This window comes from Exiguobacterium sp. s5, assembly GCF_018618075.1.
Lineage (GTDB): Bacteria > Bacillota > Bacilli > Exiguobacteriales > Exiguobacteriaceae > Exiguobacterium > Exiguobacterium mexicanum_A.
Genome location: NZ_JACSLK010000007.1, coordinates 40,117 through 62,255 on the forward strand (window position 1 = coordinate 40,117; position 22,139 = coordinate 62,255).

General features: G+C 53.4%; 32 protein-coding genes. All 32 read right to left on the reverse strand.

Going from position 1 to position 22,139, the window contains the following annotated elements:
• Positions 1-15: 15 nt before the first annotated feature.
• The 32 genes from KNP60_RS13355 to KNP60_RS13510 all read right to left on the reverse strand — a co-directional run bounded on the left by KNP60_RS13355 (position 16) and on the right by KNP60_RS13510 (position 22,105).
• On the reverse strand, positions 16-1,326 hold the full coding sequence (locus KNP60_RS13355; RefSeq protein ID WP_214797667.1) for an O-antigen ligase family protein: 1,311 nt from the start codon (positions 1,324-1,326) through the stop codon (positions 16-18).
• 81 nt (positions 1,327-1,407) lie between these two features.
• Positions 1,408-2,235, reverse strand: a complete 828-nt coding sequence (locus KNP60_RS13360) for a hypothetical protein (RefSeq protein WP_214797668.1) — start codon at positions 2,233-2,235, stop codon at positions 1,408-1,410.
• The gene (locus KNP60_RS13365) at positions 2,232-3,686 is read right to left on the reverse strand and encodes a glycerophosphodiester phosphodiesterase (protein WP_214797669.1); all 1,455 of its coding nucleotides are present in this window, start codon (positions 3,684-3,686) and stop codon (positions 2,232-2,234) included. Before KNP60_RS13365 ends, KNP60_RS13360 begins: the two co-directional genes overlap by 4 nt.
• Complete coding sequence (locus tag KNP60_RS13370; protein WP_214797670.1) at positions 3,683-3,991, reverse strand: hypothetical protein; 309 nt, start codon at positions 3,989-3,991, stop codon at positions 3,683-3,685. The genes KNP60_RS13365 and KNP60_RS13370 overlap by 4 nt, the downstream gene beginning before the upstream one ends.
• Entirely contained in the window at positions 3,988-4,590 is a 603-nt protein-coding gene (locus KNP60_RS13375) for a hypothetical protein (protein WP_214797671.1), read from the reverse strand. Before KNP60_RS13375 ends, KNP60_RS13370 begins: the two co-directional genes overlap by 4 nt.
• Complete coding sequence (locus tag KNP60_RS13380; RefSeq protein WP_214797672.1) at positions 4,587-5,771, reverse strand: baseplate J/gp47 family protein; 1,185 nt, start codon at positions 5,769-5,771, stop codon at positions 4,587-4,589. Before KNP60_RS13380 ends, KNP60_RS13375 begins: the two co-directional genes overlap by 4 nt.
• On the reverse strand, positions 5,761-6,123 hold the full coding sequence (locus KNP60_RS13385; RefSeq protein WP_214797673.1) for a contractile injection system sheath initiator: 363 nt from the start codon (positions 6,121-6,123) through the stop codon (positions 5,761-5,763). The genes KNP60_RS13380 and KNP60_RS13385 overlap by 11 nt, the downstream gene beginning before the upstream one ends.
• Positions 6,120-6,578, reverse strand: coding sequence for a hypothetical protein (locus KNP60_RS13390; RefSeq protein ID WP_214797674.1), 459 nt, complete (start codon positions 6,576-6,578; stop codon positions 6,120-6,122). Before KNP60_RS13390 ends, KNP60_RS13385 begins: the two co-directional genes overlap by 4 nt.
• Complete coding sequence (locus KNP60_RS13395; RefSeq protein ID WP_214797675.1) at positions 6,578-7,438, reverse strand: phage protein; 861 nt, start codon at positions 7,436-7,438, stop codon at positions 6,578-6,580. The genes KNP60_RS13390 and KNP60_RS13395 overlap by 1 nt, the downstream gene beginning before the upstream one ends.
• Positions 7,435-7,794, reverse strand: coding sequence for a phage baseplate plug family protein (locus KNP60_RS13400; protein ID WP_214797676.1), 360 nt, complete (start codon positions 7,792-7,794; stop codon positions 7,435-7,437). The genes KNP60_RS13395 and KNP60_RS13400 overlap by 4 nt, the downstream gene beginning before the upstream one ends.
• A 10-nt stretch (positions 7,795-7,804) precedes the next feature.
• The gene (locus tag KNP60_RS13405) at positions 7,805-8,386 is read right to left on the reverse strand and encodes a LysM peptidoglycan-binding domain-containing protein (RefSeq protein WP_214797677.1); all 582 of its coding nucleotides are present in this window, start codon (positions 8,384-8,386) and stop codon (positions 7,805-7,807) included.
• Positions 8,386-10,713: a phage tail tape measure protein gene (locus KNP60_RS13410; RefSeq protein WP_214797678.1), complete on the reverse strand. Its 2,328-nt coding sequence runs from the start codon at positions 10,711-10,713 to the stop codon at positions 8,386-8,388. Before KNP60_RS13410 ends, KNP60_RS13405 begins: the two co-directional genes overlap by 1 nt.
• Positions 10,714-10,913: 200 nt before the next feature.
• Complete coding sequence (locus tag KNP60_RS13415) at positions 10,914-11,183, reverse strand: hypothetical protein (RefSeq protein WP_214797679.1); 270 nt, start codon at positions 11,181-11,183, stop codon at positions 10,914-10,916.
• A gap of 71 nt (positions 11,184-11,254) precedes the next feature.
• On the reverse strand, positions 11,255-11,662 hold the full coding sequence (locus KNP60_RS13420; protein ID WP_214797680.1) for a phage structural protein: 408 nt from the start codon (positions 11,660-11,662) through the stop codon (positions 11,255-11,257).
• A gap of 16 nt (positions 11,663-11,678) precedes the next feature.
• A complete protein-coding gene (locus KNP60_RS13425; RefSeq protein WP_214797681.1) occupies positions 11,679-12,671 on the reverse strand; it encodes a DUF3383 family protein in 993 nt (330 codons plus the stop codon).
• A gap of 14 nt (positions 12,672-12,685) precedes the next feature.
• Positions 12,686-13,156, reverse strand: a complete 471-nt coding sequence (locus tag KNP60_RS13430) for a phage neck terminator protein (protein WP_214797682.1) — start codon at positions 13,154-13,156, stop codon at positions 12,686-12,688.
• Complete coding sequence (locus tag KNP60_RS13435; RefSeq protein WP_214797683.1) at positions 13,156-13,518, reverse strand: hypothetical protein; 363 nt, start codon at positions 13,516-13,518, stop codon at positions 13,156-13,158. Before KNP60_RS13435 ends, KNP60_RS13430 begins: the two co-directional genes overlap by 1 nt.
• Positions 13,519-13,530: 12 nt before the next feature.
• A complete protein-coding gene (locus tag KNP60_RS13440; protein WP_251131407.1) occupies positions 13,531-14,037 on the reverse strand; it encodes a hypothetical protein in 507 nt (168 codons plus the stop codon).
• Between the two features lie 94 nt (positions 14,038-14,131).
• A complete protein-coding gene (locus KNP60_RS13445; protein WP_214797684.1) occupies positions 14,132-14,515 on the reverse strand; it encodes a phage head-tail connector protein in 384 nt (127 codons plus the stop codon).
• A complete protein-coding gene (locus KNP60_RS13450; RefSeq protein WP_214797685.1) occupies positions 14,512-14,664 on the reverse strand; it encodes a hypothetical protein in 153 nt (50 codons plus the stop codon). The genes KNP60_RS13445 and KNP60_RS13450 overlap by 4 nt, the downstream gene beginning before the upstream one ends.
• 38 nt (positions 14,665-14,702) lie before the next feature.
• Positions 14,703-15,518, reverse strand: coding sequence for a N4-gp56 family major capsid protein (locus KNP60_RS13455; RefSeq protein WP_214797686.1), 816 nt, complete (start codon positions 15,516-15,518; stop codon positions 14,703-14,705).
• 24 nt (positions 15,519-15,542) lie between these two features.
• Positions 15,543-16,133, reverse strand: a complete 591-nt coding sequence (locus tag KNP60_RS13460; RefSeq protein WP_214797687.1) for a capsid assembly scaffolding protein Gp46 family protein — start codon at positions 16,131-16,133, stop codon at positions 15,543-15,545.
• A gap of 73 nt (positions 16,134-16,206) precedes the next feature.
• Positions 16,207-16,419 (reverse strand): hypothetical protein, encoded by a 213-nt coding sequence (locus KNP60_RS13465; protein WP_214797688.1) that lies wholly within the window; start codon positions 16,417-16,419, stop codon positions 16,207-16,209.
• A gap of 1 nt (position 16,420) precedes the next feature.
• A complete protein-coding gene (locus tag KNP60_RS13470) occupies positions 16,421-17,332 on the reverse strand; it encodes a phage minor head protein (protein ID WP_214797689.1) in 912 nt (303 codons plus the stop codon).
• Positions 17,329-18,657 carry a phage portal protein gene (locus tag KNP60_RS13475; RefSeq protein WP_214797690.1) on the reverse strand — a complete coding sequence of 443 codons (1,329 nt, stop codon included), beginning with the start codon at positions 18,655-18,657 and terminating at the stop codon, positions 17,329-17,331. Before KNP60_RS13475 ends, KNP60_RS13470 begins: the two co-directional genes overlap by 4 nt.
• Before the next feature lie 12 nt (positions 18,658-18,669).
• The gene (locus KNP60_RS13480) at positions 18,670-19,944 is read right to left on the reverse strand and encodes a PBSX family phage terminase large subunit (protein WP_214797691.1); all 1,275 of its coding nucleotides are present in this window, start codon (positions 19,942-19,944) and stop codon (positions 18,670-18,672) included.
• A complete protein-coding gene (locus KNP60_RS13485; RefSeq protein ID WP_214797692.1) occupies positions 19,928-20,341 on the reverse strand; it encodes a terminase small subunit in 414 nt (137 codons plus the stop codon). Before KNP60_RS13485 ends, KNP60_RS13480 begins: the two co-directional genes overlap by 17 nt.
• A gap of 116 nt (positions 20,342-20,457) precedes the next feature.
• Positions 20,458-20,613, reverse strand: a complete 156-nt coding sequence (locus KNP60_RS13490; protein WP_214797693.1) for a hypothetical protein — start codon at positions 20,611-20,613, stop codon at positions 20,458-20,460.
• A 280-nt stretch (positions 20,614-20,893) separates the two neighbouring features.
• Positions 20,894-21,031: a hypothetical protein gene (locus KNP60_RS13495; protein ID WP_214797694.1), complete on the reverse strand. Its 138-nt coding sequence runs from the start codon at positions 21,029-21,031 to the stop codon at positions 20,894-20,896.
• Positions 21,028-21,396, reverse strand: a complete 369-nt coding sequence (locus KNP60_RS15650; protein WP_214797695.1) for an HNH endonuclease — start codon at positions 21,394-21,396, stop codon at positions 21,028-21,030. Before KNP60_RS15650 ends, KNP60_RS13495 begins: the two co-directional genes overlap by 4 nt.
• Positions 21,393-21,572: a hypothetical protein gene (locus tag KNP60_RS13505; RefSeq protein ID WP_214797696.1), complete on the reverse strand. Its 180-nt coding sequence runs from the start codon at positions 21,570-21,572 to the stop codon at positions 21,393-21,395. The genes KNP60_RS15650 and KNP60_RS13505 overlap by 4 nt, the downstream gene beginning before the upstream one ends.
• Positions 21,572-22,105, reverse strand: coding sequence for a dUTP diphosphatase (locus tag KNP60_RS13510; protein ID WP_214797697.1), 534 nt, complete (start codon positions 22,103-22,105; stop codon positions 21,572-21,574). Before KNP60_RS13510 ends, KNP60_RS13505 begins: the two co-directional genes overlap by 1 nt.
• Positions 22,106-22,139: the final 34 nt, after the last annotated feature.

Below are 22,139 nucleotides of genomic sequence, written 5' to 3' on the forward strand. Positions count from 1 at the left end.
CAGGTCGCTCTTTTCTTATGTCTTCTTCAAGTGAGTAATATGCACCGATGGCGATGTACTTTTTGGTTCTAATCCGTGTTTTTTAATATAGTTCACTCTAGAAATCACGAAACCTGAAATGCCCCATATTAGAAAATCTATTCCCGTTGTAAAAATGGTTACCTCGAATAACCCTTGCAAATAAATAACAGCTAGTAGATTTAGCGAAGCGAATACAAACTTATCACTCTTATACGCAAGACCCGATTTAATAACATAAAAAATACAGAGTAAATAAATAAAAAATCCGACTAACCCTTTTTGAACTAGTAATTCTAATAACCAATTGTGACTTCTAGCTTGTCCAAATTCATATCCAAATCCATTCCCAAAAAATAAATGCTCAGAGAACCTCTTCAATTCCATATGGTAAACATAGATTCTACCTGATGAAATTGTGTCTAGATAATTCAAAACGGTATTCATGTAAGGTGAGTAATAAGCAAATCTCAAATCAGTTATAACGGTATTTGCAAAATCAATAAACAAAGCAAAGATTCCAATCAGTGAAATGATGACACCTATGATGACTGGAACTTTCATCTGTGGAGTCAAAGATTGATCGCGCATGAGACGTTTAAACATTTTCGAAATTATCGAAATTAAAAGGAAAATGCTCAGAATAAGTATTGCATTTTTAGAACGACATAGTAAAATCGCATAAAATGAAATGAGGACAACACCCCATGTTTTCACATTTCGTTTGTAACTAAGCAAGAAAATTATTATTGGCGCAAGAAATGCAGCAATCATATTTGATGATCCGATTGGTATATTCATTGCGCCTTTAATCGATACATTCGAAAGATTCCCGAACGACAACGACGAGAAGTACTGAAATTCTGTATAAACGACTTGTAACGATAAAATCAGACTAACAATTAATAATGTTTGATAAACCCGTTCTGTAAAATCGACCTTGGACTGTGAACAAACATAATAAGCAGTCAGCGAAACAATGAGCGGATAAAAGTTTCCCCAGTAGCTGTTGAGTGTGTCCACATATAGTAGCGGAACAATACCAAGTATCAAACTTACAAACAGAAATAAGAAAACTTTATCAAATTTAGGATTTTTCAATAGCGACAGAAACAATGTCATAAGAGTAATGGACGTTATCACCACTATCTCGTTAACTCTCACATTAAAAACGTAATAAACTTTCGTCAGTATTTCAGTGTCATTCACCGCAAATACCAAGGTCAAAAAAATCGAAAAGAAAAATATTAACGTATAATCCGTTGTTATATGTTTCTTTCGTGAATCTCTTGTATGCGAAATTTGCAAGTTGCTACTCCCTTTCTTTTCCATCATCGTTTTTAATTTTACAATAGCAACTAGCTACTTTCAACAAGAGTCTAGATCACTTTAAATCGACAGTTGCAAACTAAACTGTACGTTGTTCGGCAAACTTGCCAACGCGACAGGCGTGTTACTCACCGGATTGAGTGGATAAAATCGGACGGTTGCACTCACGCCGCTCGCGTTATCCACTTTGACCATATAGTTATTTTGCGAGGTGAGGTAGTCTCCCGAAACCAAATAGCATGGTCGCAAACTGCCGACCGGGAACGCGGTCGCGAATGTGACGGTCAACGTATCGGAAGTCGTCTCTGCGATCGTGCAGGCATCGCCCGCGAAGTCGGAGCGTTTGACGAAAACGCCGCTCTCTTTACGGATGACGGCTTTACGGATGCCCGTCTCCAACCCTTCCCACGGCTTGACCATCTTAGTCGAGTGGGCGAGGACGCTCACATTGCGCGACTTAAACTCGCTCGGCCCGTTGATGTATGGCCCGACCGCGACACGGTAAAAGCCGCTGCGGTCGATGTTGAGTTTGACGTTGCGACGGCTCAAGTATGTGTCCGCGTTGAGCGACGCAAACGATTCTTCCAAGTTAAACCCGCTCATGTTGGCGTTGTCCGACCGTTCGAGTCCGACGGAAATCTCACCTGTCACCTTCGCGAACTCACCCGATAACTCGATCACATCTCCGACATTTAGATAACCGACGAAGATGCGTAAATAGCCGTTGTACGCGGCCGATGCTTTAGCGCTCAAGACAAAGTTGCTGTCGATTTTCCACGCGTTCGCGTTCGTGTAGGCGTCCTGGTAGTACGTCTTATAAAAGTCTCCGCCGTTGGCCTTGATGTCCTCGACGTTTTGCATCGAGATATAACGCTGTGCTTTAATCATTTGACGTCACCCCCGTGGTTGTCTGCGATGATAAAATCGACATTTTTGGACAGTAACTCCAAGATTTGCGACAAGGTGCTCATGCCGTAAGTTGACAAAGGGATGCCCTCCGCGTGAAACGATTCCACGACTGCCGGCGTGATCGCGGTATACACCATCGCCGCGACGGTGTTGCCCAACCCTTTAACAAAGTCAATCGACGCTTGCGACGTGCCTGTGAGATGATGGATGATGACGTTTTTATCAATCGCGCGTAACGCGGTCGCCGTCGCCTGATCTCCGATGATGAGATGTAATTGGTTGTACATGCCGAGCTCGCGCGCCATGTCGATAATCTCGTGCAGATAGGCGCTCGCCCCCGTCCCTTTGACCTCAACCGCTGCGACGCAATTGTATTTTTTACAGACGCGCATGTATTGTTCGAGCGTCGGTACCTTCAAGCCGTCGTACAATGCGACGTTCAAACCGCCGTCAATCGTGAGCGAGTTGATATAGGTACTCGTCAACGCCGTGACCGTCCCCGTCCCGTTCGTCGTCCGGTCTACCGTCTCGTCGTGGATGCAAACCCACACGCCGTCCGATGTGCGCCATGTGTCCGTCTCGATGCCCGCAAACCCTAACTCACCCGCGAACTCAAACGCCGCCATCGTGTTTTCCGGTGCGACGTTCGACGCACCCCGATGCGCGAAGTAACGTGTCGCGTTAGACTGCGACATATACACCTGTAACTGGTTCGCCTTTTCCGCCAACTGCGTCGTAATTCTGGTATCTAGCGCATTGATCGCATTTGGGTCCATCGTTTGGATGAGCACCCACGCCGATCCGTCATATCGGTAGACGTTTCCCGTGTCCTTTGTCTGACGTGTGTCGCGTGCTTGTGGGCTTGCGAGCGCGTTGAGCGCCGTCAGGTTGTTCACGGGTTCTTTCCAGTTCAGGTTGGCCGTGAGTGCTCCCGTTGCCGCATCATTTGCTTCATCTGCCGCATCGTTCGCCGCTATGGTCGCCGCCTCAGCCGCTTGTACCTGTTCGATGAGGTCTTCTGACAATGCTTGAGACGCACTGAAGTAGACCGCCTCGACGACCGTGCCAGCATCCAATCCTTCCGATAACGTGAAACGCGTCGGATTCGTCTCTGTGAAATCGATGCCAGAGCGTTGCTTGACGCCCGAGATGTAAACATCCAATCGACCCTGACCGACCAGGTAGGCTTTCGTCAGATTGAAGACGGTCTGGCTCGCTGTCGCTGCGAACGTCTCTGAACGCCGAGTTACGTTGGCGCGCAGTTTGTCGAACAAATCGGCGTTGACTGGCGTCCCCTCTTGAATGACCTGCGACGGATTCTCTACCCAAATCGGGACCAGGTCGACGATGCCTGGCGCGACAACTGTTTGTCGGAACCGGTTAGGGTTCTCGACGATATGGTCTTTATACTCAATGTTGTAGTCCGTCATTCAGACCCAACCTCCTCGATGACAAATTCAAAACGGGTATAGACGTTGCGACTCGACGGTTTCGTGAGTGGCGCGTTCCGCTCGAGCATGACCGTCCCGTTCTTGTGATAGATCTGAACCTTGGTGACGGTGCGGATGCCCGTCGGGATGCGAGCCCAGATGAAGACCATGTTCGCGTTCCGCTCGACCTTGTAGACCGGCACGTCAATCGTCCCCTCGCCCTGCACATGCAGCCTCGCAAAATCGGGCATGTCGGCGAAGAACTGTTGAATCTCGTCCATCGTGGACGGTGTAATGAGTATCATCCTCGAATCACCCCATTCAAATTTTGATAGCTTGCTGTATATAAACCGAGCATGACGCTACGGGTTTGAATATCCGTCAGGTCAGATTGAAACTGCAGCCTTGAGCGAGGTTGATACACCTCGATATAGAGACGAACCCCGACAGCCATGACTCGCTTCAGTAATTGGAAGTTGAGGTCTAACCCCTCGTCCATCGTACTCTCGACCACCATGACGAGCCCGGCTGGTTCATAATCATAACGATCGATGCTCCATGTCTCCGAGATCGAGAGGACGTCCTGCCCATATAACGACCGTGCCATCGAAATGACCGTGTTGAGGTCACCTTTCGACAGGTTCGCTCGAAGCGCCACCTTGAGCGCCTCACGATACTGCTCGTCATTCTGACCGAGTCGCGGTTCGCCGACGTTCTTGCCGATCTCGTCGAGCGAGCCACCAAATGCGTCGTCGATGATACGAGCCGACTCGATGGCCGAGAATACTTCATGGAGCTTATCGAACTGTTCCGCTACCAATGTGATGTACTTATTGATGTTTGAGCCTTCCGTCTTCTTATAGACGTCAGTAAGTAACCGAATCATGTCTTGTTTAATGCTCATGATACCGTCACCTTCGTCGCGTCAGTCTTCGCGACTTGTCGACTCGTGATAGCGATGTTCGTTGTGCCGGTTGGATCAGGTGCCGTTCCAAGTTTGACGATGACGTCCTCGATTCCGTCCACCTGATGCGCCGCTGCGACAATCCGTGTGAGGATGACGTCATCACTCAAACCAAGACCTAGGTAGCCGTTGCCGTCCGCGTCCGTGCCGCCGATATACTTGATGATGTTCGTCTCCACCTTGGCGAACCCGTCTGCCGGGAAGAACTCGTTCGTGACCAATGTTACGTCGACATAAACCTCGACGGTGTCCGGTCGGTCGAATCCGATCGTATGGACGCTCCCCATCGAGTCCACGATATTAGTGGTGATGGCACCGAAAGCTCGGATGCCCGCTGGTTTCGTATCATAGATGGTCTGTGCGATGTCCTCGTCGATACCGCCGAACACGAATGTGGCGAACGATTTCGGAGGGACGCTGTTCAACTCCGTCATGGTGTCGTTCTCCTCGATGAGCACCGTCTGGACTCCTGGCAAGTCGAGGACAGACGCACGTAACGCCTCGAGCGTCGACGCACCACCCTGCGCGAGAGATTTCTCGTAGCGAGAACGAAACTCTTCGTCCGTCTCGTAGTTACGACCGTTTTGCGCCGGTTCGGCGTTGGTGACTGCCGTCACGCCCGTGAGCGGTGTCGTGATGACAGTGAGCATCCCGCTCCCGACATTGCCAGAGATTCCGGGTTGATCGGCCGAAGCCTCGACGGTGACGGTACCACCGGACCCGATCGTGACATCATATGTCGTCTCGAATAGGATGCCGCTGTCCGTCTGTACCAAAAAACCAGAAGGAACGTCCGTATTCGGGTCACCCGTGATGGTTAAAGTGACGTAAGCGTGTTGCTCACTTTGCCGTGTGATACCGATATTGTTTCCCAATCGGTCTAGTGAGACCCCGTCAGCCTTCGACACGTAAGCCGAATTATAGACGCGTTCGGCGACCTCCCAAATCTTAGCGAGGAACCAACCGAACAGGCCGTTCAAAATTCCGAGAACGCCTTTGTCAGACGTGTTGGCGTCGTCCCCGAACAATTCTTTCGCTCGGTTATCCATTTCGCCGCGTACCTCTGAATAGTTCGGCCGCTTAAAACCTACCTCCGTGACGCCTTTATTGTTATCCGCCATTCAATCCCACCTCCTGCATCATGATTGTTTCCCCATCTACCTTACGAGCTGTGAAACTGACAGCGAGGTTGCGGGTTGATTTATCTAAAATGAGTTCTAATGACTCAATGGATTCAATCTGTGGGTGCGAAGTGACGACAGCTGTCAAGGCGGTTCGAATCGCTTCCTCATTCGTCGGTTTTGACTCGAATGGCTCACGGTCGAGCCCCATGTCGATGTCCAAGAACCATTCACCTTGGGCCGTCTCCAATTCTGTTCGTAAGGTCTGAGCCAGTTCGGCATCCCCTTCGACAAGCGCGACATCTCCCTTCGTGAGCAACAGGTCGCCGTCCACTAGTAGCAGATTCTTCATGTCAATTGGTACCCTCCTATGATGACCGCGTCGACAAGGCTGTGCGTCCGGTACGAGTCCGGGTCGAAAGGTCGGTTTTGTAAGTTATCGAGTGCCCGTTCCGCAAACGCGACGAAGACAATGTCATCCGGCTTATAAAACGGGGCCATGAGGAGCGGTTCGCGCGTCTTGAACGTGCTCTCGTTTCCGTTGACGTCGACAGCGTCCGCCTTCAACCCTTCCACCGTGACATCGGTCGCTTCAAGGACCTCATAGCGCATACCAAGCACCGGCACTTTCTCGAGCGGCGGGTAGGACTCGGCATTGCCACCCTGGTCAACTGACTTGAATAACAGCTCGATCGTCGCTTCCTGCTTCGCCTTGTCGAATGTGATGACACGGGCCGGGGCGAACGTATGGATCGATAGTTTCAACTGACGACCGAAGGCGTCAAAGAATCTCGTCTCTTTCGCCATCAGACCACCTCGAATTCTGTATGGAAGCTATTGCCGTCCGCGATATGACGACCCTTCCTAGCACGATACTTCCCGTTCGCCGTCCGTGATTTGATCCGAATGTCAGAACCCGTGGTGATGCGGTGCTGCAGGAGACAAGACCCTTTGTAACCGCGTATGCCGTCCTCTTCAAACGGTTCCGGGCTACCGATCATGCCAGTATCGTCTGACAGTTCGAAACGCTCGTCAGTCCCTTCATCCAGTGGCCGAATGACAAGTTTTCCCCGTCGGTGGTACATCACGGAACCGCAGTCACGAATGACCTCCTCGAGATTGTTGAGGACTTGGCCCGTGACGACATAACCTTTTTTGTATTCCTTGTTCTTCTTGAGTTTCGGAGGAGCTGCCAATTTGATCCCGAGTACCGCTACAAGTTTCTTGATGATGACATCGCCTTTGGTGCCGGGCTTGAAGCTGATTTGAATCTTCTGCTTCTTGCCCTTGCCAGCCGGGTCGGCGCTCGCAGCATTCACCTTCACACGAGAAAAATCTTCGCCCTCGATGATATAGATGGTCGTGATTTTGTCGACTCCTTCACGACGTGTCAGAGCGCGTGCAATCTTTCCGGAAGCCAAGACACCGACGTCACCCTTATATCCAGCCTCGAGTGTGCAGGACGAGCCGCGCTTGATTTTTGCCACGCTGTCTCGAGACAGGTTAAAAATCTCGATTTTCGTCTCGTTCGGTTTCGGGTCATCGTCGAACGGGACCTCGAAACGGATCTCGAGGCCGTCATCCCCTTCATTGGTGTAAGTGCCGTTGAATGAGCCACCGGAAATCTTCACGCGCTTGACGCGTCCGAACAGTTGCCGTGAGCTCATGCTTTCTCACTCTCCTCTGGCGGACCGTCATCGACGTATAAGAAGACCGTTTTTCCGAAATTCTCGTAGGTGATGCGTTGTTGTTCGCCACCCAAGTCGAGCGGGACGAGCGTCGGAGCAGGAAGGTCGTCGCGGACAATGTCTCCCCATAATGGGACACCGAGGGACATCTTCTCCCCGAGCACGATCGGGAGTTCACGTCCCTCGTCATCCGACTTGTAAAGGTCGACCGTGAAGAAGTCTCCCGTCTCGTTGTAGTCGAAACCGAGGATGAACGTTTCGACCCCGAGCACGATGTCGAATGACACGGGAAGTTCTTCCTTGTCGACGTCGATGATGTCATATACGTTCTTCATGCGATGCACCTCACTTTATTCGTAGCTTTGCGTTCACGGGGATCGATCTGTCCGGGTAGTTGTTCAATGTCCGTAACCGCTCGACCGTTGTCCCGTACCGCTTGGCTAGTGCGTAATACGAGTCGCCCGCCTTGACCGTATGGAAGGCAGTCGGCGCGGGTCGTTCCTTCTTCTGAGTCGGCTTCTTCTCGCCACCCTTCGTCGGAGGCTTGACCGACGGCTTCTTCTTCGGCGGCATCTTGATCCACGGTGTATCGGCGACGCGAATTTTGCGTAACGTGATTTGTACCGCGACACCGTTCTCGACCTGTGCCGTGTATTTTCGGTTCAGGTTCAAGATCACGACGTTGTCGACCGCCGAACGCCCGACAAACTTCAACAGCTTGCCGGTGCGTTGATAGCCTTTTAACTTTTCAAGCTCGCCCATATAGTTGTCGCCGAGGATGAAGACGGTTAAGTCCATCTCGCTCGGCTTCTTCTCGATGTGGTCCGTGAACGGTTCTCCGCTCTCGACACCGTACTGGGTCGCATTGACGGAAGAGTTCAAATTTTCTTCTTCGACGTGGATGTACACGTCACCGAGTTTCGCCATTAATAAGCCACCTCCGTGTCGTATAGGTCGGTGAGTCGGGCGAACATGTCCTCGAGTACGTCACTCACGTCTTGCTTCGTGCCACCTTCGCCACCGTTAACCGTGATCTGCGGTGCGAAAGTGATGGTACGGTTCGACTGGCTGCGGGTGTTGCTGACGCCCTGCTCTGGTGAATAGGCGGCCGCTCCTGCAATGCCCTCGGATGAGTTCTCGACCATCGGAATGTTTTTCTCCATCCCGATCGCCATGCCTTCGCTCGTCCACGCCCCGATTTCCATCATGACGCGAGACGGTGAGGCGACACCGAGGAACCCGGCGACCGTGTCTTTGATGCCTTTAGCAATCTCTTGCGCCTTCTTGAGCACGCTCTCGCCCATGTCACTGATCCCGTTTAGCAAGCCGCTCATGATGTCCGAACCGATGCTGTACAGGTCGATTCCGCCAAGAAACTCGGTGACGTTATTCCAGACGCTTTGGAACGTCTCATACACGGTGTTTAGAACCGTGGTGACGATTTCTAAAATCGCATTTAGCGCCGCATCGATGACGGTGGTCCATAATGTGCGACCCGCTTCGACGATTCCGGCCACGGCATCAAACGCCGCCTGCCAGTTTCCAGTGAAAACCGCAGCAAAAAACGTGATGATTCCAGTTATGAGGGAAATCGCCGCTTGAATGACCGCGGTGATAACGGACCATGCCAGCTGTACGACCGTGGTCGCCACAGACCAAATTCCTTGGAAAATTGGAAGCCAAGTCTGGAACAATAAGACCAGGTAATTGACGATATTTTGAGCGGCCGCCATGATCATGGTTCCGTTCGACTGCCACCAAGTGACGAGTTGAGTACCAATGCCTTGGAAGAATGTGACGACGCTGTTAAGCGCCGCGACGAGTTGCGTCTTCAAGGCCGCCCATAATGTCATGATTCCATTTCGGAACGTCTCAGACTTAAACCATAGAACGGTGAATGCCGCACCGAGCGCAACAAGCGCCGCGATAACCAATGTTACCGGAGCCGTGAGGATGGCGAGCGCAGTTGAAGCGATGGCTGCGACACCACCCAATGCGCTGATTGCCGTCACCACCCCGCCGACTGCCATGAGCAAGAACCCGAGCCCGGCAATCAAAATAAACGCAACACCCGTGAGTGCTGCGCCGATGGCGATGGTGCTCTGCATACTTGGTGACAACGCGTTGAACTTGTCGACGAGACTGCCGACGACACCGGCCACATAGGTCAGCGCCGGCGCAAGTGCGCTGCCGATGGAAATCTGGGCCGTCTCGATCGAGCCCATCATTTCATCAAACGCACCCTTCAAATTGTCTTTCATCGCAGTGGCTGCGGTTGCCGATGCCCCGCTACTCTGTTCGAGTGACTGCGTGAACTTATCGATTTCTGCCGGACCCGCTGCCATGAGTGCAAGGAATCCGGATGACGCCTCTGTTCCGACGAGACTGGCGAGTGTCGCGGTCTTCTGTGCGTCGGTCATACCTTCCATCGACGTCCCGAGCTGTTCGACCACACCGGACAATCCGATGAACTTGCCGTTGTTGTCCGTCATCTGGATGCCCATCGATTCCATGATCTTCGAGTTCTCGTTCGACGGATTCAGGAGCGATAGCAATCCGGCACGTAACGCTGTACCCGCTGACGACCCATCGAGTCCTGCGTTCGTCATGATCCCGATGCTTGCTGATAATTCTTCCATCGATACGCCAAGGTTCGCCGCGACCGGACCCGCATACTTGAGCGCATAGCCCATGTCGTTGATGTCCGCTGCCGAGCGGTTGGCCGTCTCTGCGAGGATGTCCGCGACTCGTGTTGCCTCCGTCGCTTCTAGACCGAAGATGTTGATTGCCGACGCCATGACGTCCGCCGTCTGTGCCATGTCCGCCCCGGATGCCTCTGCCGCACTGATGACGCCCGGCATCGCCCCGAGGATGTCGTCGACCGTGAAGCCCAAGGCCGCGAGTCCTTCCTGTGCGATGGCGACTTCGCTCGCTGACTTCGACGTGCTCGCCCCCAAGTCAAGAGCGGAGTCCCTCAGTTGTCCGAGTTGGTCACTGGTCGCACCTGCGATGGCACCGGTTCGAGACATCTGCGCATCGAACTCCATCGCCGTGTTGACCGCGATACCTAGCCCTCCGACGATGGCCGCCCCAGCGATACCAAAGCCTGTCGCCATCATCTGACCGGCTTGGGTCAACCCCTCTCCCATACGGGACGCGTTGCCCGTGATGTCATCGATCTCTCGGTTCAGGGTTCGGAGCGGGTCGGCGTCTGCCAAGATGTCGATAATGACTTCTGTATCCCGTAACGCCATTTCATCACCCCTTCTTCTTCTTGGACGCTTGTTTCTGCGCTTTGCGTTCTGCCTCCCGGAAGATGTCGAGGGCGGCGTTCGCCTCCATCATCGTGTCGGTATCCATGCCCATGACCTCCGTGTAGGAAAACTTCTCGGACATGACGAGACGCCACAGCGCCCATTGTGTGTTTGCTTGCTTTCGGTAATAAGGTTTGGGCTTAGGCTTTTCCACCAAGAAAGAGCGACGCCTCTTTAATCAAGTCGTTAAAGTCGGATGCCCCCAATTCTTCTGCCGTGTCCCATGTCACTTTAGGCGACACGATGACGTGCTTCATGAGTTCCTCGTAATACTTCTCTTCGTCGAGCTGGCCCGTATGGTCTTTCGCGCGACCACGTAGCTTGATGGCCTCACGGACACCGGGATGCTGTAACGTGTATTCGTTCTCTGCGATTGTGACGACCTTTTGTTTGTTCTGGTTTGCTGACATGTGGATGAGCTCCTTTTTCGTTGGGATATAAGTAAAGGCGGGCTGACGCCCGCCCTTGTTCCTTGCCATGATTAGTTACCTTGGACGGTATAGTCGAACACTTGGAACTCGAACTCGCGCTCAGAGATTTCATCCGAGAACTCGACATCGGCAGGCTTCTTCACCATTGCCTGCGTGCCTCCGACCTTCTCCGCGTTTTCCCCGTTCGACTGCGCCCATACCGGAACCATCTGACCCGAGTTGGCGAGCGCGTTGAGATAGAGGACGTCCGGCGAGCCTTGCATGAGGATGACGGTGATCGTCCCGAGCGTGTTGTTCCGCTTGGCGATACCGACGTCTCCTTGAGCGGATACCTTCGTCTCGAAGTTGTCTTCGTCCTTCTCCGCCTCGACCATCGACCCCTCAGCGAAGCCGGTGATGAAACGCCCGTTGACGACGAGTGTCACGAGCGCGGCATCATATGTGTACGTGTTTGCCATATGCCATTATCCTCCCTTATACCAAGATTTCGCCCTTGATCGGGTCGACACGGTGAATGGCACCGGCGAGCTCGAACTGGAACGAGAGTCCTTTATAGTTACGTTCAGCACGGTCTTGTGCGTCCACCTGGTCGCGTGAGAGTGCTTGAATCGTGTATGACGGTTGACCGTCCTCGCGCTGTGCGACGATGCCTTGATTGAAGGCACGTTGCAACGTCGTCGTGGCCGCCGCTGTGATGAGCGAGATACCACGAGCGTCGAACGGTACCTTCGGCGCGTTCTGGAGCGCATACTGTACCTCGTTCTCCATGTCGACCTTGACGAAGTCTTGGCCGTGGAGCACGTCGATGTATTCGCCTGTCGCGTCGTAGCCTTCCGACAACTGCGCCTTGCCCGCCTTGTGGACGTAAGCGATGGCGTTGTCCGCCTCGATCTCGGCAAGTTGTGCCTCGGAGAGATAGCGTCCCGTCATGCCCGCGAATCCACCCTTGAATTTCCATGTGATCGAACCGACAGTCTGAGACCCCAAGTCCCCGACGATAGCAGCGTCCAAATGTTCGCCCGCGACATCATGATCGACGATGACAGTACGGGCCTTGTCTGCGAGTGCCTCGCGTCCCGTGTTGTCCGCCACTTGAGCCACAAACAATTTGAAGTCCTTGCCTGCGACGACGTTCGCCACGTCCAACTGGTCAGCAGGGTCATTCTCAGCGAGAAGCACGAAGTGCCAAGCGCGATTGTAGAACGTGTCGAGTGCCGCGTCGGCCGCTCCCGTCTCGAATGAAGCCACGGCAATCTTCGCCGGGCGGTTCTTCTGGGCGAGGATGGTCTGTGCTTTCGCATGTACCGCTGTGCCTGAAGCATAGTCGGCAGCGAGCGCCTCGAGTGATAGATATTCCTTATAGGCCGGTGTACCGACCGCCTCAACCAAGAGGAGCGGGGTACCGAGCCCAACTTTCGGGGCCGGCTTCATCAAATCAATGATGACATTTACATCTTTTAACGGCATGTGATGCCCTCCTTTTATTCAGTGATCGTGACGTCACCCACGCCGACGGACTCGATGGTCTCGAAGTCATCCGCGACACTGACGCGTGTCCGCAAGCGCATGTCGAACCCGTAGCGGCGTTCCGTCTCGATGGTCAGGAACGTGTCCCGGTTCGTCATTCCGTCAATCCGCACGAGCGACAGGCCCGATTCAGATAAGGTTTGACGCCCCGCCATCGTCTTGAAAGCGTGGACGGTCTGCTGTGCGAGCTGTAACGCCTCCGTGTTGCTTTGTGAGTGCCAGGTGAACGACACGACGAATTCGACAATCTCGTGCATCTGCCCGCCTTCGTGGTCCGTGCGTTGGGGTAGGTATGGCGACGGGATGGAATAGCTGCAGAACGGATAGGACGGCTGAGTCGTCGATTGTCCGCCGAGAACGACCGTCTTGCCTGTCTTCTGCTTGATGAGCGCGATGATGGCGGTCAATGCCGCTGTATGGTCCATCACTCCACCTCCCCGTCAAAGTTCGACATGCTCTTGAGCAGATACGCGTTGAAATCGGCATAGTCACCGAAGTTCGTCCACGACTCCACCTTGTAGCGATGCCCTTTGTACTCGATGATGCTACCGTCGGGAATCTCGTCACCCGTCTTATACAGTTGTCTGTCACGCTGCGTAAGACGTCCGCCCGACTGGTAGACCGCACGGGCGGGGAGCGGGACGAGGGCGCCGGTCATGTCGCTCGTGAGCGTCGTACCTTGTTTCCACTCGCCAAGTCCGTCATAGTATCCGTCAACCTCCGAGACGAGCTTGAAGGGGACGGAATACCGCTTGATGAGCCGTTCGAATCCATAAATCTGTGGCATGTCGCCCCTCCTTTACTCAATCTCGTACTCGATGGACCCGATGAGGTTGCCCGAGTCGACGAGCGGGTTCGAACTGCCTTTCTGCTCGACGGTGAACGGGCTGTTCGCCGGGTCTTTCAGGTCGCGGGCAAACTCTTGCATTTTGCCTTTCGCCTCGAGACCCAAAGCATTGAGCAGCGCTTCAGCGGGAATCCCGCTCTCGATGGCCTGACCGATGAGTTCCTTGTACTTCGTGACGATCCGTCGCTCGTTCTGGTCCCAACCCGCTCGAATGAACGAACGTTCCGGAATCCGAATGTGCGTCGTGGTTTTTTTGAGATACAACCCTTGGCTTGCCAGGTAACCACGCATCTTCGGTGTGACCGGGATGTTCGCCCCGAACTCGTGGACGGCGGCGATCATGGCAGCCTGTCCGCCACCGAGGACCCCGACCCGAATCTTGCGCCGGTTCAACCCATCGACGGTGCGGATGGCCTCGGGTAATCGATTCCGATCACGGACACGGACACGCGCTCTCATAATTTCACCGGTTTCCCCGTCATGATGCGCACCTTTTGGATGTTCTCGTCGTACACTTCTAGCTTTCCGTCACCGACTTCACGTTTCACGGCCATCAGACGCCACCCCCTTGGGTATGGGCATAGCGAGCGGCGCGGAAGATGCTCTTACGTCGGTGATAGCCGCTCCACAATTCCCATACGTCAGCGAAAAGAGCCTGTTGACTCGTATTCGTGTTGAACGATTGCGACATGCCTCCGATGGATTCGGACTGAACACCAACCGAACGACTGTCGAGGTCTTGTTTGATTCGAACAAAACGGACAATGCCGAGAGTGATGTTCGCCGGTAACACGAGCGGTTCTACGGACCAGTCGAACAGATCGCAGTAGGTGACGGCTTGCTCGAGCGCCGCCTCCAAATAGAGTTGCAGCATGGCGTCTTGAGATGTGTCTTCGACAGGTATGCCTAGCAATGCTTTCAATTCAGCGAGTGTCATGCGCCCTCACCATCTTTCTTCGTGGCACGTTTCTTGGCCGGCGCTTTCGCCTTCTCGTTCGACTTGTCTTCCTGTTCGAACAATTGAGCGGCCGTCAACGACTTCCCAGGCGCTTCACCACGCCAACGGCGGATTGCTGTCATTCCCATGCGTCCCACCTCCTTCTAAACAACAAAACCACCCGCAATTAAGCGAGTGGCTTGTGAGTGATTTTGACGAGTTTCGAGTCGTCCTTGACGTATGCCCCGTAGTGCTCGTCTCCAGTGATGATCGTCGACTTGTGCATGATGTCGCGGTCTGCTTCGACTTCGACGTCGCGTTTCATGAGAAGTCCGAACGCCCCCTCTTTGACGAGGAATGCTTCACCGTCTGCAAGTTTACGCGAGAGTACGACCTGTGCGCCGAGGTACTGCCCGACTTGACCGGCGATGAGGATGCCGTCCTTGATAGTCGAGTTGTCGAACACCGGGTCACGACGGAGTGCGACGTGTCCTTTTGGCGAGACCATCAAGACAACACGACCGCCGAACTCTTCTTCGTTGAACGCGACGAGCGCGTCGTCCACAGCCGCCGAGAGTTCAGCCGTTGCGTCGCCCGCTGTCAATGCTGTGACGGCACGAGCGGCCGCAAGAAGGTCGTTGTCAATCTTGTCCGCAATTGATAGACGCAGTTGGTTGTTCGCTTCCCCAACCGGGTCGCCGAATCCTGACAAGACAGCCTCGTCCGAGATTTCGACACCTTTACCAGCTTTTTTGATTGTGACTTGCGCCGTAGTCGTAGACATGCGCTCGATCGGAATTGCGCCATATTCAGCGACGTCGACCGCTGGGCCGATGTATGCGAATTTCGGAGTCGTTACCGTGTTACCCGGACGACCTACCAATGTGTTGTCCACCTCTGCGAGCGGCGCGAACTTGATTGCCGCCGGAAGCGACGCTGAAATCATTTGTGCCATTACCTCAGGCACGACGAGGTCTTGTACACGAGTCTGTCCTAATGCCATGTAAAACACTCCTTTAGTTGTGGTTTAGTTGCCTGCGCTCAACGATTGGTAGAGAGCAGGATCGTTCTTGTACAGCTCGACCCGCTCTTGGTATGTCATCTTCGCGAAGTCTTGAGCACTGACTGCCCCGCCTGTCCCTTTGGCGACCGTGCGCCCTTTGTTTTTGAATGCGGCGTCCACTGCCTTCTGAACTTCTGCGTCGAATGTTGCTTTGAGCGTCTCGATTTTTTTACTGGTGACTTCCTCCGAGTCGCTTGTCACGAACTCGAGGAACGTGAGCGGCATCTCTGATTGGTTGAGAGCGTCTACTGCGAAGAGTTTGTTTTCTCGTTCGAGCAAGTCCCGCTCTTTTTGTGTGATTTCATTCCGCGCGTCCTCGAGTGCTTGAGCCTGCTTCTCGGCTTCCGTCATGTTGGACGTCTTGAGCGTCTGCAATTCTTGCTCTTTCTGCTTGACCTTCTTGCCGTACTCGTTGCGGACACGGTCAAGTTCCTTGTCCTTCTCTGCGAGTGCAGCGGCGATCATCTCTTGGACCGTTTCTTGCGTGAGTGCGTTCGGTGTCTCCGTCTGTTGCGTTTCCACCGGTTCGATTACCTCGTTTGTTTGCTGTTCCATTGTTCATGCTCCTTTTCGCGTTCCGCTCCCCGTCCCGTCATGCGTTACGAGCGGGCGACCCGCAAGATTATTGTTAGTCTTCCATGAATGCTTTCTTCATCTGAGCGTCAGCTGCACCAACTAGGAAGAATAAATCCTTGTTCGTCATGTCGCTGTGGTCCATGTACGTTTTCTCGCCGTCATCCCAGATGATGACAATGTTTTGAGCGGTCTTGATATGTTCTTCGACGAAAGACTTGATGATTTGCGTCGGGGTATCTTGCGTTGGCTTATTCAGTCTTTTCATTTCACTCTGACCTCCACGCTTCGTAATCTCGTAACAACGCCCGTTCGTTATCCGCGATACTTAACTCACGGACGCCCTCAACTTCATAAGAAGCGAAACAGCGGCAACGGATGTCGTTCTGGGCGGTGCCGCTACTGCCGGGGTATTGAGCAGTGATGCCGAAACCGAGGTCAAACGGTTCTTTCAAGTCGCGTTCCTGTCCCTGAAGCACACGGTGGTTCGCTTTGTTCGAGCGGCGCACCCGCTCATCCCCGACGTTGTTCCATTGTTTCTTCATGACAATGCCTTGCCGGAGTGCATCCTGTGCCTTGTCGTTCGTCCCTTTCTCACGGATGCGATGGACTTCGGTCTCGGTGATCGTGACGGCGCGGTTGTAATCCATCTCAAAGACCCGCTGAACGGACGACGCGGTCTGTTGGAATGTCGCCCCGTCGGTCAATCCCTGTTGAATCGCTTGTTGGATGCCCTTCGTCACCTTCTCCCGTGATTTCTCGAGCGACTGCGTGAGCCGTAGCTTCTCGATGCCGTTCTCGTCATTCAGAGCCAACAGTTCCGGCAAGCCCGGTGACTTGCCTTCAAGCGTCCGCTCCACCGCCATGTCGAGCGCATAGGCGAGCATGCCGTATGACAACTCATAGGATTCGTCCAGTAGCTTCCCGATGACGTTCCGGTTGTACTTGCCTAACCGTTCCGCCGAAGCCGTCAGTCGTTGCTCTAGGCGTTGCAGACGACGGACCGTCCGAATGTCTTGCATTGACAGCTTGCCGTCCTCTAAACGGGAAAAGATGGCACCGAGTTCGCTCGTGAGCGTTCGGGCCACCTTCTCGTATTCACGCCGGATGTTCCGCAGCGCGTCCTTCTCTTTTCGGGTCATGATTTCGTACAACAGGTCGAATAAGCGTTCCCACGTCATGGCAACTCATCCACCAGCGTGGTATCGAGCGGCATCGTGCCCGCCATCTCCTCTTCATAATCGAGCACCATCTGACTCGGGTTGTGGTCACCGCTCAAGAGACCGAAGCGGTACACGTTCGGCACCCGTCCTTGTAGAGCCGCTTGCACTTGCGCTTCATAGAGGTGGTCAATCGGCAGATTCCGCGTGAACTTCATTTCAATCTTGTACGGGTCAATCTCGATGCGCTTCAGTCGGTAGTAGTCCGCAAGGACTTCCCACATCCGCAATGTCGCCGACTTAAACTTGCGCTCAAACGTCGCTGTCTTGTTCTCAAGCGCCGTCATCTTCAAGCGAATGGCGATACCTGAGGACTGCGACGCGAAGCCTTCACTCGTGAGGTCGGGCGTCCCGCTCAATCGATAGATGTTCTCGTGCAGACGGTTCAAGTGATTCTCGACCGCTGCGTCTTGGATGACCTTGGTGACGAACTTCGCGTCCTGCCCTTCGCTCAGGTAGAGCGTGCCGGCCGTGGCGAACGATTCATCTTCACCTTCACTCGGCGGAATGACGCCATAGAGTGCAAGGTAAGCGGAGCGGAACGCCTCAATCTCGCTGTTGACGTCTGAGAGCGTTCGGTCATACGCATCGATGACATCGAGGACCTTGACCGCGTCCCCTAGCAATTCCTCGTTGTTCATGAATCCGAACAGCGGACACTTCTCGAAACCATGATCACGTACCCCGTCGAGCGGTTTGAGCGACTTCGCATCCTCGCCTTCGAGCGTGGCGTAAGATGTGCCGTCGTAGAACTCGGCCCGCACTTTCGGTTTGTCTGCCGTCTCGAATGTATAGTAACGGAGTGCATATTCAGGCTCATCGATACCCAAATCGCCAAGGAAGATGACCTCCCACGGCGGCACGTTCACGGCCCGTGGTTCTCCATCCAAGTCGAGATAGAGCAGCCGTGCCCCATATCCGGTGATAGCGGCCCACTTCGTCACCTCGGCGTCGAGGTCGGCCACGCGGTTGCGGTTGATGAACGCTTGCATGGCGTCATTCACGATCGGCGTGTCCTCTTCGTAGTTGTACGTGACCGGCACCCCAGCGAAGAACCCGACTTTCGTATCGACGATTTCACCCATGAAGTCATTGGCGATTTTGTTGTTCACTTTCATCGGGTCATCCAAGTCTCGCGACTGGATTGGCACGCTCTTTTGCATGTACCGCTCGTAGAGTCGTTTCATTTCGACGGCGCGGCCCTCGTGTTTCTCGATGAGCCGCTTGATGATATCTGTCGTGATGCCGTCCTTCCGGATGGCGTCTAACTCGTATTGGTAGTCCACTCGACCACCTCCTTATCGTGTGATGGATTTGCCGACGACGAACGTTCTAGCCTTCATGTCGGCTTCTAACGCGTAGCGGATTGCGTCGATGCTGTGATTGTCCTTGTCCTCGAGCCTCGGCTTCGGGTTGCCGTCACGATCGGTCTGATAGTCGATGTTCTCGAACTCTCGGGCCGTGTTCGGCGTCCGTCTCGGGTCGATGACGATCTCTTCCAAGTCATCCAACCACCGCTCGCCATACTCGACGCTGTCCGGTCCTTTCTTGGCGCCGCGTATCCGCTTGACGCCGAGCGTCTTCAACTCGTCAATCGATTTGGGTTCAGCCGAGTCAGCGGTCGTGTCGGCCAGATGGTATCCCTTGGACTGCATCCATTCGGCTATCTCACGGTTACTGATCTTGACGCCGTACCGCTCATCAAGCACATAGACGCGACGCCTTGTCTTGTCATAGTGCAGGCGGACGAATGCGAGTGGGTCCGTCGCATAACCGAAGTCGAGCGCTTGACGGATATTGTCGAACGTACGGACCTCGTCATCAGTGATGGAGCGGAACGTAAGGTTGTTGAACGGCACGACACCAGAGCCGATCGGTTCGCCAAGGTATTCCCAGCGGTAGCGGAACGGTTTCCGTTCCTTCATGCTTTCCGCTTCCTCGATGAACTGTTTCGAGATGAATGGGTTATCTAAGTAAGTCGAGTGATGGACGAAGGTGTTGGCCGGTTGCATGACACTCTCGTATTTCTTGTTCACCCATGATTGTTTACGTTTGGGCGGGTTGTACGAGAAGAAGAACTTATAGAAAAGACCATCGGGCAACTCGCCGCGTAACAGGGAGTTGGTGATGGTCGTGACTTCGTCTTCGGTTTTGAACTCGGCAAGCTCCTCGATCCATGCAAAGGCGAACGGGAAGTTTGCCGACTTGAGCGACTTGATTCGGTTCGGGTCCTGCGCACCGCGGAACACCATGTAATTCCCGCGCGGTTTGTACGTGATTTTCATCGGGCTCTTGTTCACCTTGAATAGATGGCTGACCCGTTGCTCTTCGATGGCCCAGCGAATCTGTTCGAAGATGGACAGTTCAATCGTGTTGTCAATCTTACGAATGCCGACCGCATTGACGGCGTAGCGCATGAGCAGCTGCACGATGATGTGGGCGATGTCCGAGGATTTACCGGAACCACGACCACCTTTACAGACGACGTTGAGGATGTTCGGGTCTTTCGACGCCCGCCACACCGGATGGAAAGCTTCCGGGAACAGGCTCGATAGTTTAACCGATGTCGTCATGGAACTGCACCGACCCTTTCACTTCGACCTCGGAGCGGTCCGTGAACAACTTGTGATACTTGCCGAGGATTTCAGCAGCCCGAATCTTTTCGGCGTTCGTCGGCGGGACTTGCGAGACTTCCTGCGCGCCCATGCCGACACCGACGAGAGCGGTGCCCCGTTCATCACCAGCAAGGATTCTCGTCAACGCCTGTAAGACTTCATCCTGCGAGGCGATGAGCGAACGTTCCTTCGATTTCAACCGAGCATCGATGTAATCTTTGATTTTAGTATTCTTTAGTAACTTGTCAGCATTCTGCCCGGCATACTTTTCAGAATATCCCGCTCGTATCGCCGCTTGGGTCGCGTTTAAATCCACGAGGTATTCATCGCAGAATCGTTTCTGGCGCTCATTCATCTCATCGCCTCCTTTCGATTATGTCTACAAGGCCGCGCGCGTTAAGGGGAGTCGGGGGGATGTCGACACGCGAGCGGTATTCTAGGCACAAAAAAGACGCCCGCAGGCGCCGTGGTTCAATCCAACTGTTCAAGTTTCCACTCGAAGCACTCCTGGTGAAACGCATCTTCTCGTTCCTGCCACGTATGCAAGACACCGTCACAAATCAAGCAACACTCCAAATGATTTGTATTCCGTTCCTGATCTGCCAACAACTCTTTTGCATGACCCATACAATCACACTCCTATATATTTTTGCCACGCAGTTTTGCCTGACATTATATATAGGCGTCTCACGTGTGAAATTAGCCGTTTTTTCGAAAAGTTGTGGATAACTTTCATTCGACAAAATACAAGACGCCCGATGAGGGGCGCCTGTCGTCTTTACTATGCGAGAACTCGGAGCGTCCGGTCGGCGTCGGTGGGTGGGAACGTCTCCGAGTCCTCTACTCTTTCAGTCTACTTCATCTAATGCGTCGATTTGTTCCCATTTTGTTCCCGTTTTGTCCTCGGTTATCCGTCCCACACTGGTTGAATGCCATTGCGCTTGCAGTATTCCTCGTAGTCAACATCTTTATCGCTTTCAATCCAAGCGTAATCGTCGTGCCAATCCTCACCTGTCTCGTGTTTGTACCATTCAGTGAACGTCACTCCCCGTCCCCTCCTAACGTATTCGACTCAAACCAAAACACCACTTCTCTCGGTTTCTCTTCAATGAGCCCATAGCGCTTCGCGATTTTATATTGCGTACTATACTTATTCAAGGTGGTGATGAACTCTTTCACTATGTTCCGGAATACTTCCAGATCGTACGAACCCTTCATGTTGTTGCACGAAGCACATGCGGGCACCTTATTCTCTTCAGTGTCCCGTTCTGGGAAGCAGCAAGTACCGTCTCTGTTGCGTCGAATCGGTTCAAAGTGGTCAGCGTGCCATCCTTTATCGCCCAACTTGCACCCGCAGTACCAACAGTGTCCGTTTGACTTCTCGTAGATCGCCCGTCGCTTCTTATTCACTCCCCGTCCCCTCCCAACTCGTCATAGCACGCCTGGCAATAGCCCTTGCTCCCACCGAAGAGGTCCGTCTGCTCCACGGTCACCGCTCGTCCGCAGTCGCAGTTGTGCTCGTACCCCGCGATGCGTCGGTTGCGCTCGATCAAGACGTTGAGTGTCGCTTGCGTGTCCAGTTGCATCAGTACACCCCCGAGTCACTTCGGTCGTGGTTCACGGCGTTCTTCTTGTTGTAAGCGTCGATAATGTCTTGCTCGGTGTAATCATATTTCTCAACCAGGTAAACTAGAGTAGCGAACGATCTAAATATCTCTTTAGCGACGATGGCATCGAGAGCGATATCCCAATACTCCGCATCTTTATTCCACTTGATGTAATCCTGATAACGATTGTAGTTTTCCCCTAACTCGTAATAAGCATCTTCCACAGTCAAATTCGCGAGTGGTCTGCTCTCGCTGTAGTGGTTGATATAACTCAAGAAGAAGTGCAACGCATCGACGAACTCTTCCATGAATTCGACTCGCCGCATCGGTTTGTCGCTCCAGTGCTTGAAGTCTCCTTTCATCTCATTGATACATTCGCCAAGTTCGACCCGATAGTATAGTTCGACCTTGCGATAATGTAGTTCCGTGATTCCCTTCGCCGCCTTAATCTTCACGTCCAATACTTCCTGCTTGCCTGCTAACTCGATAAACGTCTGCTCTGATAAAATCATTGTCTCGTCCTCCTCGCTTAGTGGAGCTTGATGG

What these genes read in the sequence shown, in the direction of transcription:
- KNP60_RS13360 (WP_214797668.1), bottom strand. Translation starts at nt 2,235, where the DNA reads ATGATTAAAGCACAGCGTTATATCTCGATGCAAAACGTCGAGGACATC.
- KNP60_RS13365 (WP_214797669.1), bottom strand. Translation starts at nt 3,686, where the DNA reads ATGACGGACTACAACATTGAGTATAAAGACCATATCGTCGAGAACCCT.
- KNP60_RS13370 (WP_214797670.1), bottom strand. Translation starts at nt 3,991, where the DNA reads ATGATACTCATTACACCGTCCACGATGGACGAGATTCAACAGTTCTTC.
- KNP60_RS13375 (WP_214797671.1), bottom strand. Translation starts at nt 4,590, where the DNA reads ATGAGCATTAAACAAGACATGATTCGGTTACTTACTGACGTCTATAAG.
- KNP60_RS13380 (WP_214797672.1), bottom strand. Translation starts at nt 5,771, where the DNA reads ATGGCGGATAACAATAAAGGCGTCACGGAGGTAGGTTTTAAGCGGCCG.
- KNP60_RS13385 (WP_214797673.1), bottom strand. Translation starts at nt 6,123, where the DNA reads ATGAAGAATCTGCTACTAGTGGACGGCGACCTGTTGCTCACGAAGGGA.
- KNP60_RS13390 (WP_214797674.1), bottom strand. Translation starts at nt 6,578, where the DNA reads ATGGCGAAAGAGACGAGATTCTTTGACGCCTTCGGTCGTCAGTTGAAA.
- KNP60_RS13395 (WP_214797675.1), bottom strand. Translation starts at nt 7,438, where the DNA reads ATGAGCTCACGGCAACTGTTCGGACGCGTCAAGCGCGTGAAGATTTCC.
- KNP60_RS13400 (WP_214797676.1), bottom strand. Translation starts at nt 7,794, where the DNA reads ATGAAGAACGTATATGACATCATCGACGTCGACAAGGAAGAACTTCCC.
- KNP60_RS13405 (WP_214797677.1), bottom strand. Translation starts at nt 8,386, where the DNA reads ATGGCGAAACTCGGTGACGTGTACATCCACGTCGAAGAAGAAAATTTG.
- KNP60_RS13410 (WP_214797678.1), bottom strand. Translation starts at nt 10,713, where the DNA reads ATGGCGTTACGGGATACAGAAGTCATTATCGACATCTTGGCAGACGCC.
- KNP60_RS13415 (WP_214797679.1), bottom strand. Translation starts at nt 11,183, where the DNA reads ATGTCAGCAAACCAGAACAAACAAAAGGTCGTCACAATCGCAGAGAAC.
- KNP60_RS13420 (WP_214797680.1), bottom strand. Translation starts at nt 11,662, where the DNA reads ATGGCAAACACGTACACATATGATGCCGCGCTCGTGACACTCGTCGTC.
- KNP60_RS13425 (WP_214797681.1), bottom strand. Translation starts at nt 12,671, where the DNA reads ATGCCGTTAAAAGATGTAAATGTCATCATTGATTTGATGAAGCCGGCC.
- KNP60_RS13430 (WP_214797682.1), bottom strand. Translation starts at nt 13,156, where the DNA reads ATGGACCATACAGCGGCATTGACCGCCATCATCGCGCTCATCAAGCAG.
- KNP60_RS13435 (WP_214797683.1), bottom strand. Translation starts at nt 13,518, where the DNA reads ATGCCACAGATTTATGGATTCGAACGGCTCATCAAGCGGTATTCCGTC.
- KNP60_RS13440 (WP_251131407.1), bottom strand. Translation starts at nt 14,037, where the DNA reads ATGAGAGCGCGTGTCCGTGTCCGTGATCGGAATCGATTACCCGAGGCC.
- KNP60_RS13445 (WP_214797684.1), bottom strand. Translation starts at nt 14,515, where the DNA reads ATGACACTCGCTGAATTGAAAGCATTGCTAGGCATACCTGTCGAAGAC.
- KNP60_RS13450 (WP_214797685.1), bottom strand. Translation starts at nt 14,664, where the DNA reads ATGGGAATGACAGCAATCCGCCGTTGGCGTGGTGAAGCGCCTGGGAAG.
- KNP60_RS13455 (WP_214797686.1), bottom strand. Translation starts at nt 15,518, where the DNA reads ATGGCATTAGGACAGACTCGTGTACAAGACCTCGTCGTGCCTGAGGTA.
- KNP60_RS13460 (WP_214797687.1), bottom strand. Translation starts at nt 16,133, where the DNA reads ATGGAACAGCAAACAAACGAGGTAATCGAACCGGTGGAAACGCAACAG.
- KNP60_RS13465 (WP_214797688.1), bottom strand. Translation starts at nt 16,419, where the DNA reads ATGAAAAGACTGAATAAGCCAACGCAAGATACCCCGACGCAAATCATC.
- KNP60_RS13470 (WP_214797689.1), bottom strand. Translation starts at nt 17,332, where the DNA reads ATGACGTGGGAACGCTTATTCGACCTGTTGTACGAAATCATGACCCGA.
- KNP60_RS13480 (WP_214797691.1), bottom strand. Translation starts at nt 19,944, where the DNA reads ATGACGACATCGGTTAAACTATCGAGCCTGTTCCCGGAAGCTTTCCAT.
- KNP60_RS13485 (WP_214797692.1), bottom strand. Translation starts at nt 20,341, where the DNA reads ATGAATGAGCGCCAGAAACGATTCTGCGATGAATACCTCGTGGATTTA.
- KNP60_RS13490 (WP_214797693.1), bottom strand. Translation starts at nt 20,613, where the DNA reads ATGGGTCATGCAAAAGAGTTGTTGGCAGATCAGGAACGGAATACAAAT.
- KNP60_RS13505 (WP_214797696.1), bottom strand. Translation starts at nt 21,572, where the DNA reads ATGCAACTGGACACGCAAGCGACACTCAACGTCTTGATCGAGCGCAAC.
- KNP60_RS13510 (WP_214797697.1), bottom strand. Translation starts at nt 22,105, where the DNA reads ATGATTTTATCAGAGCAGACGTTTATCGAGTTAGCAGGCAAGCAGGAA.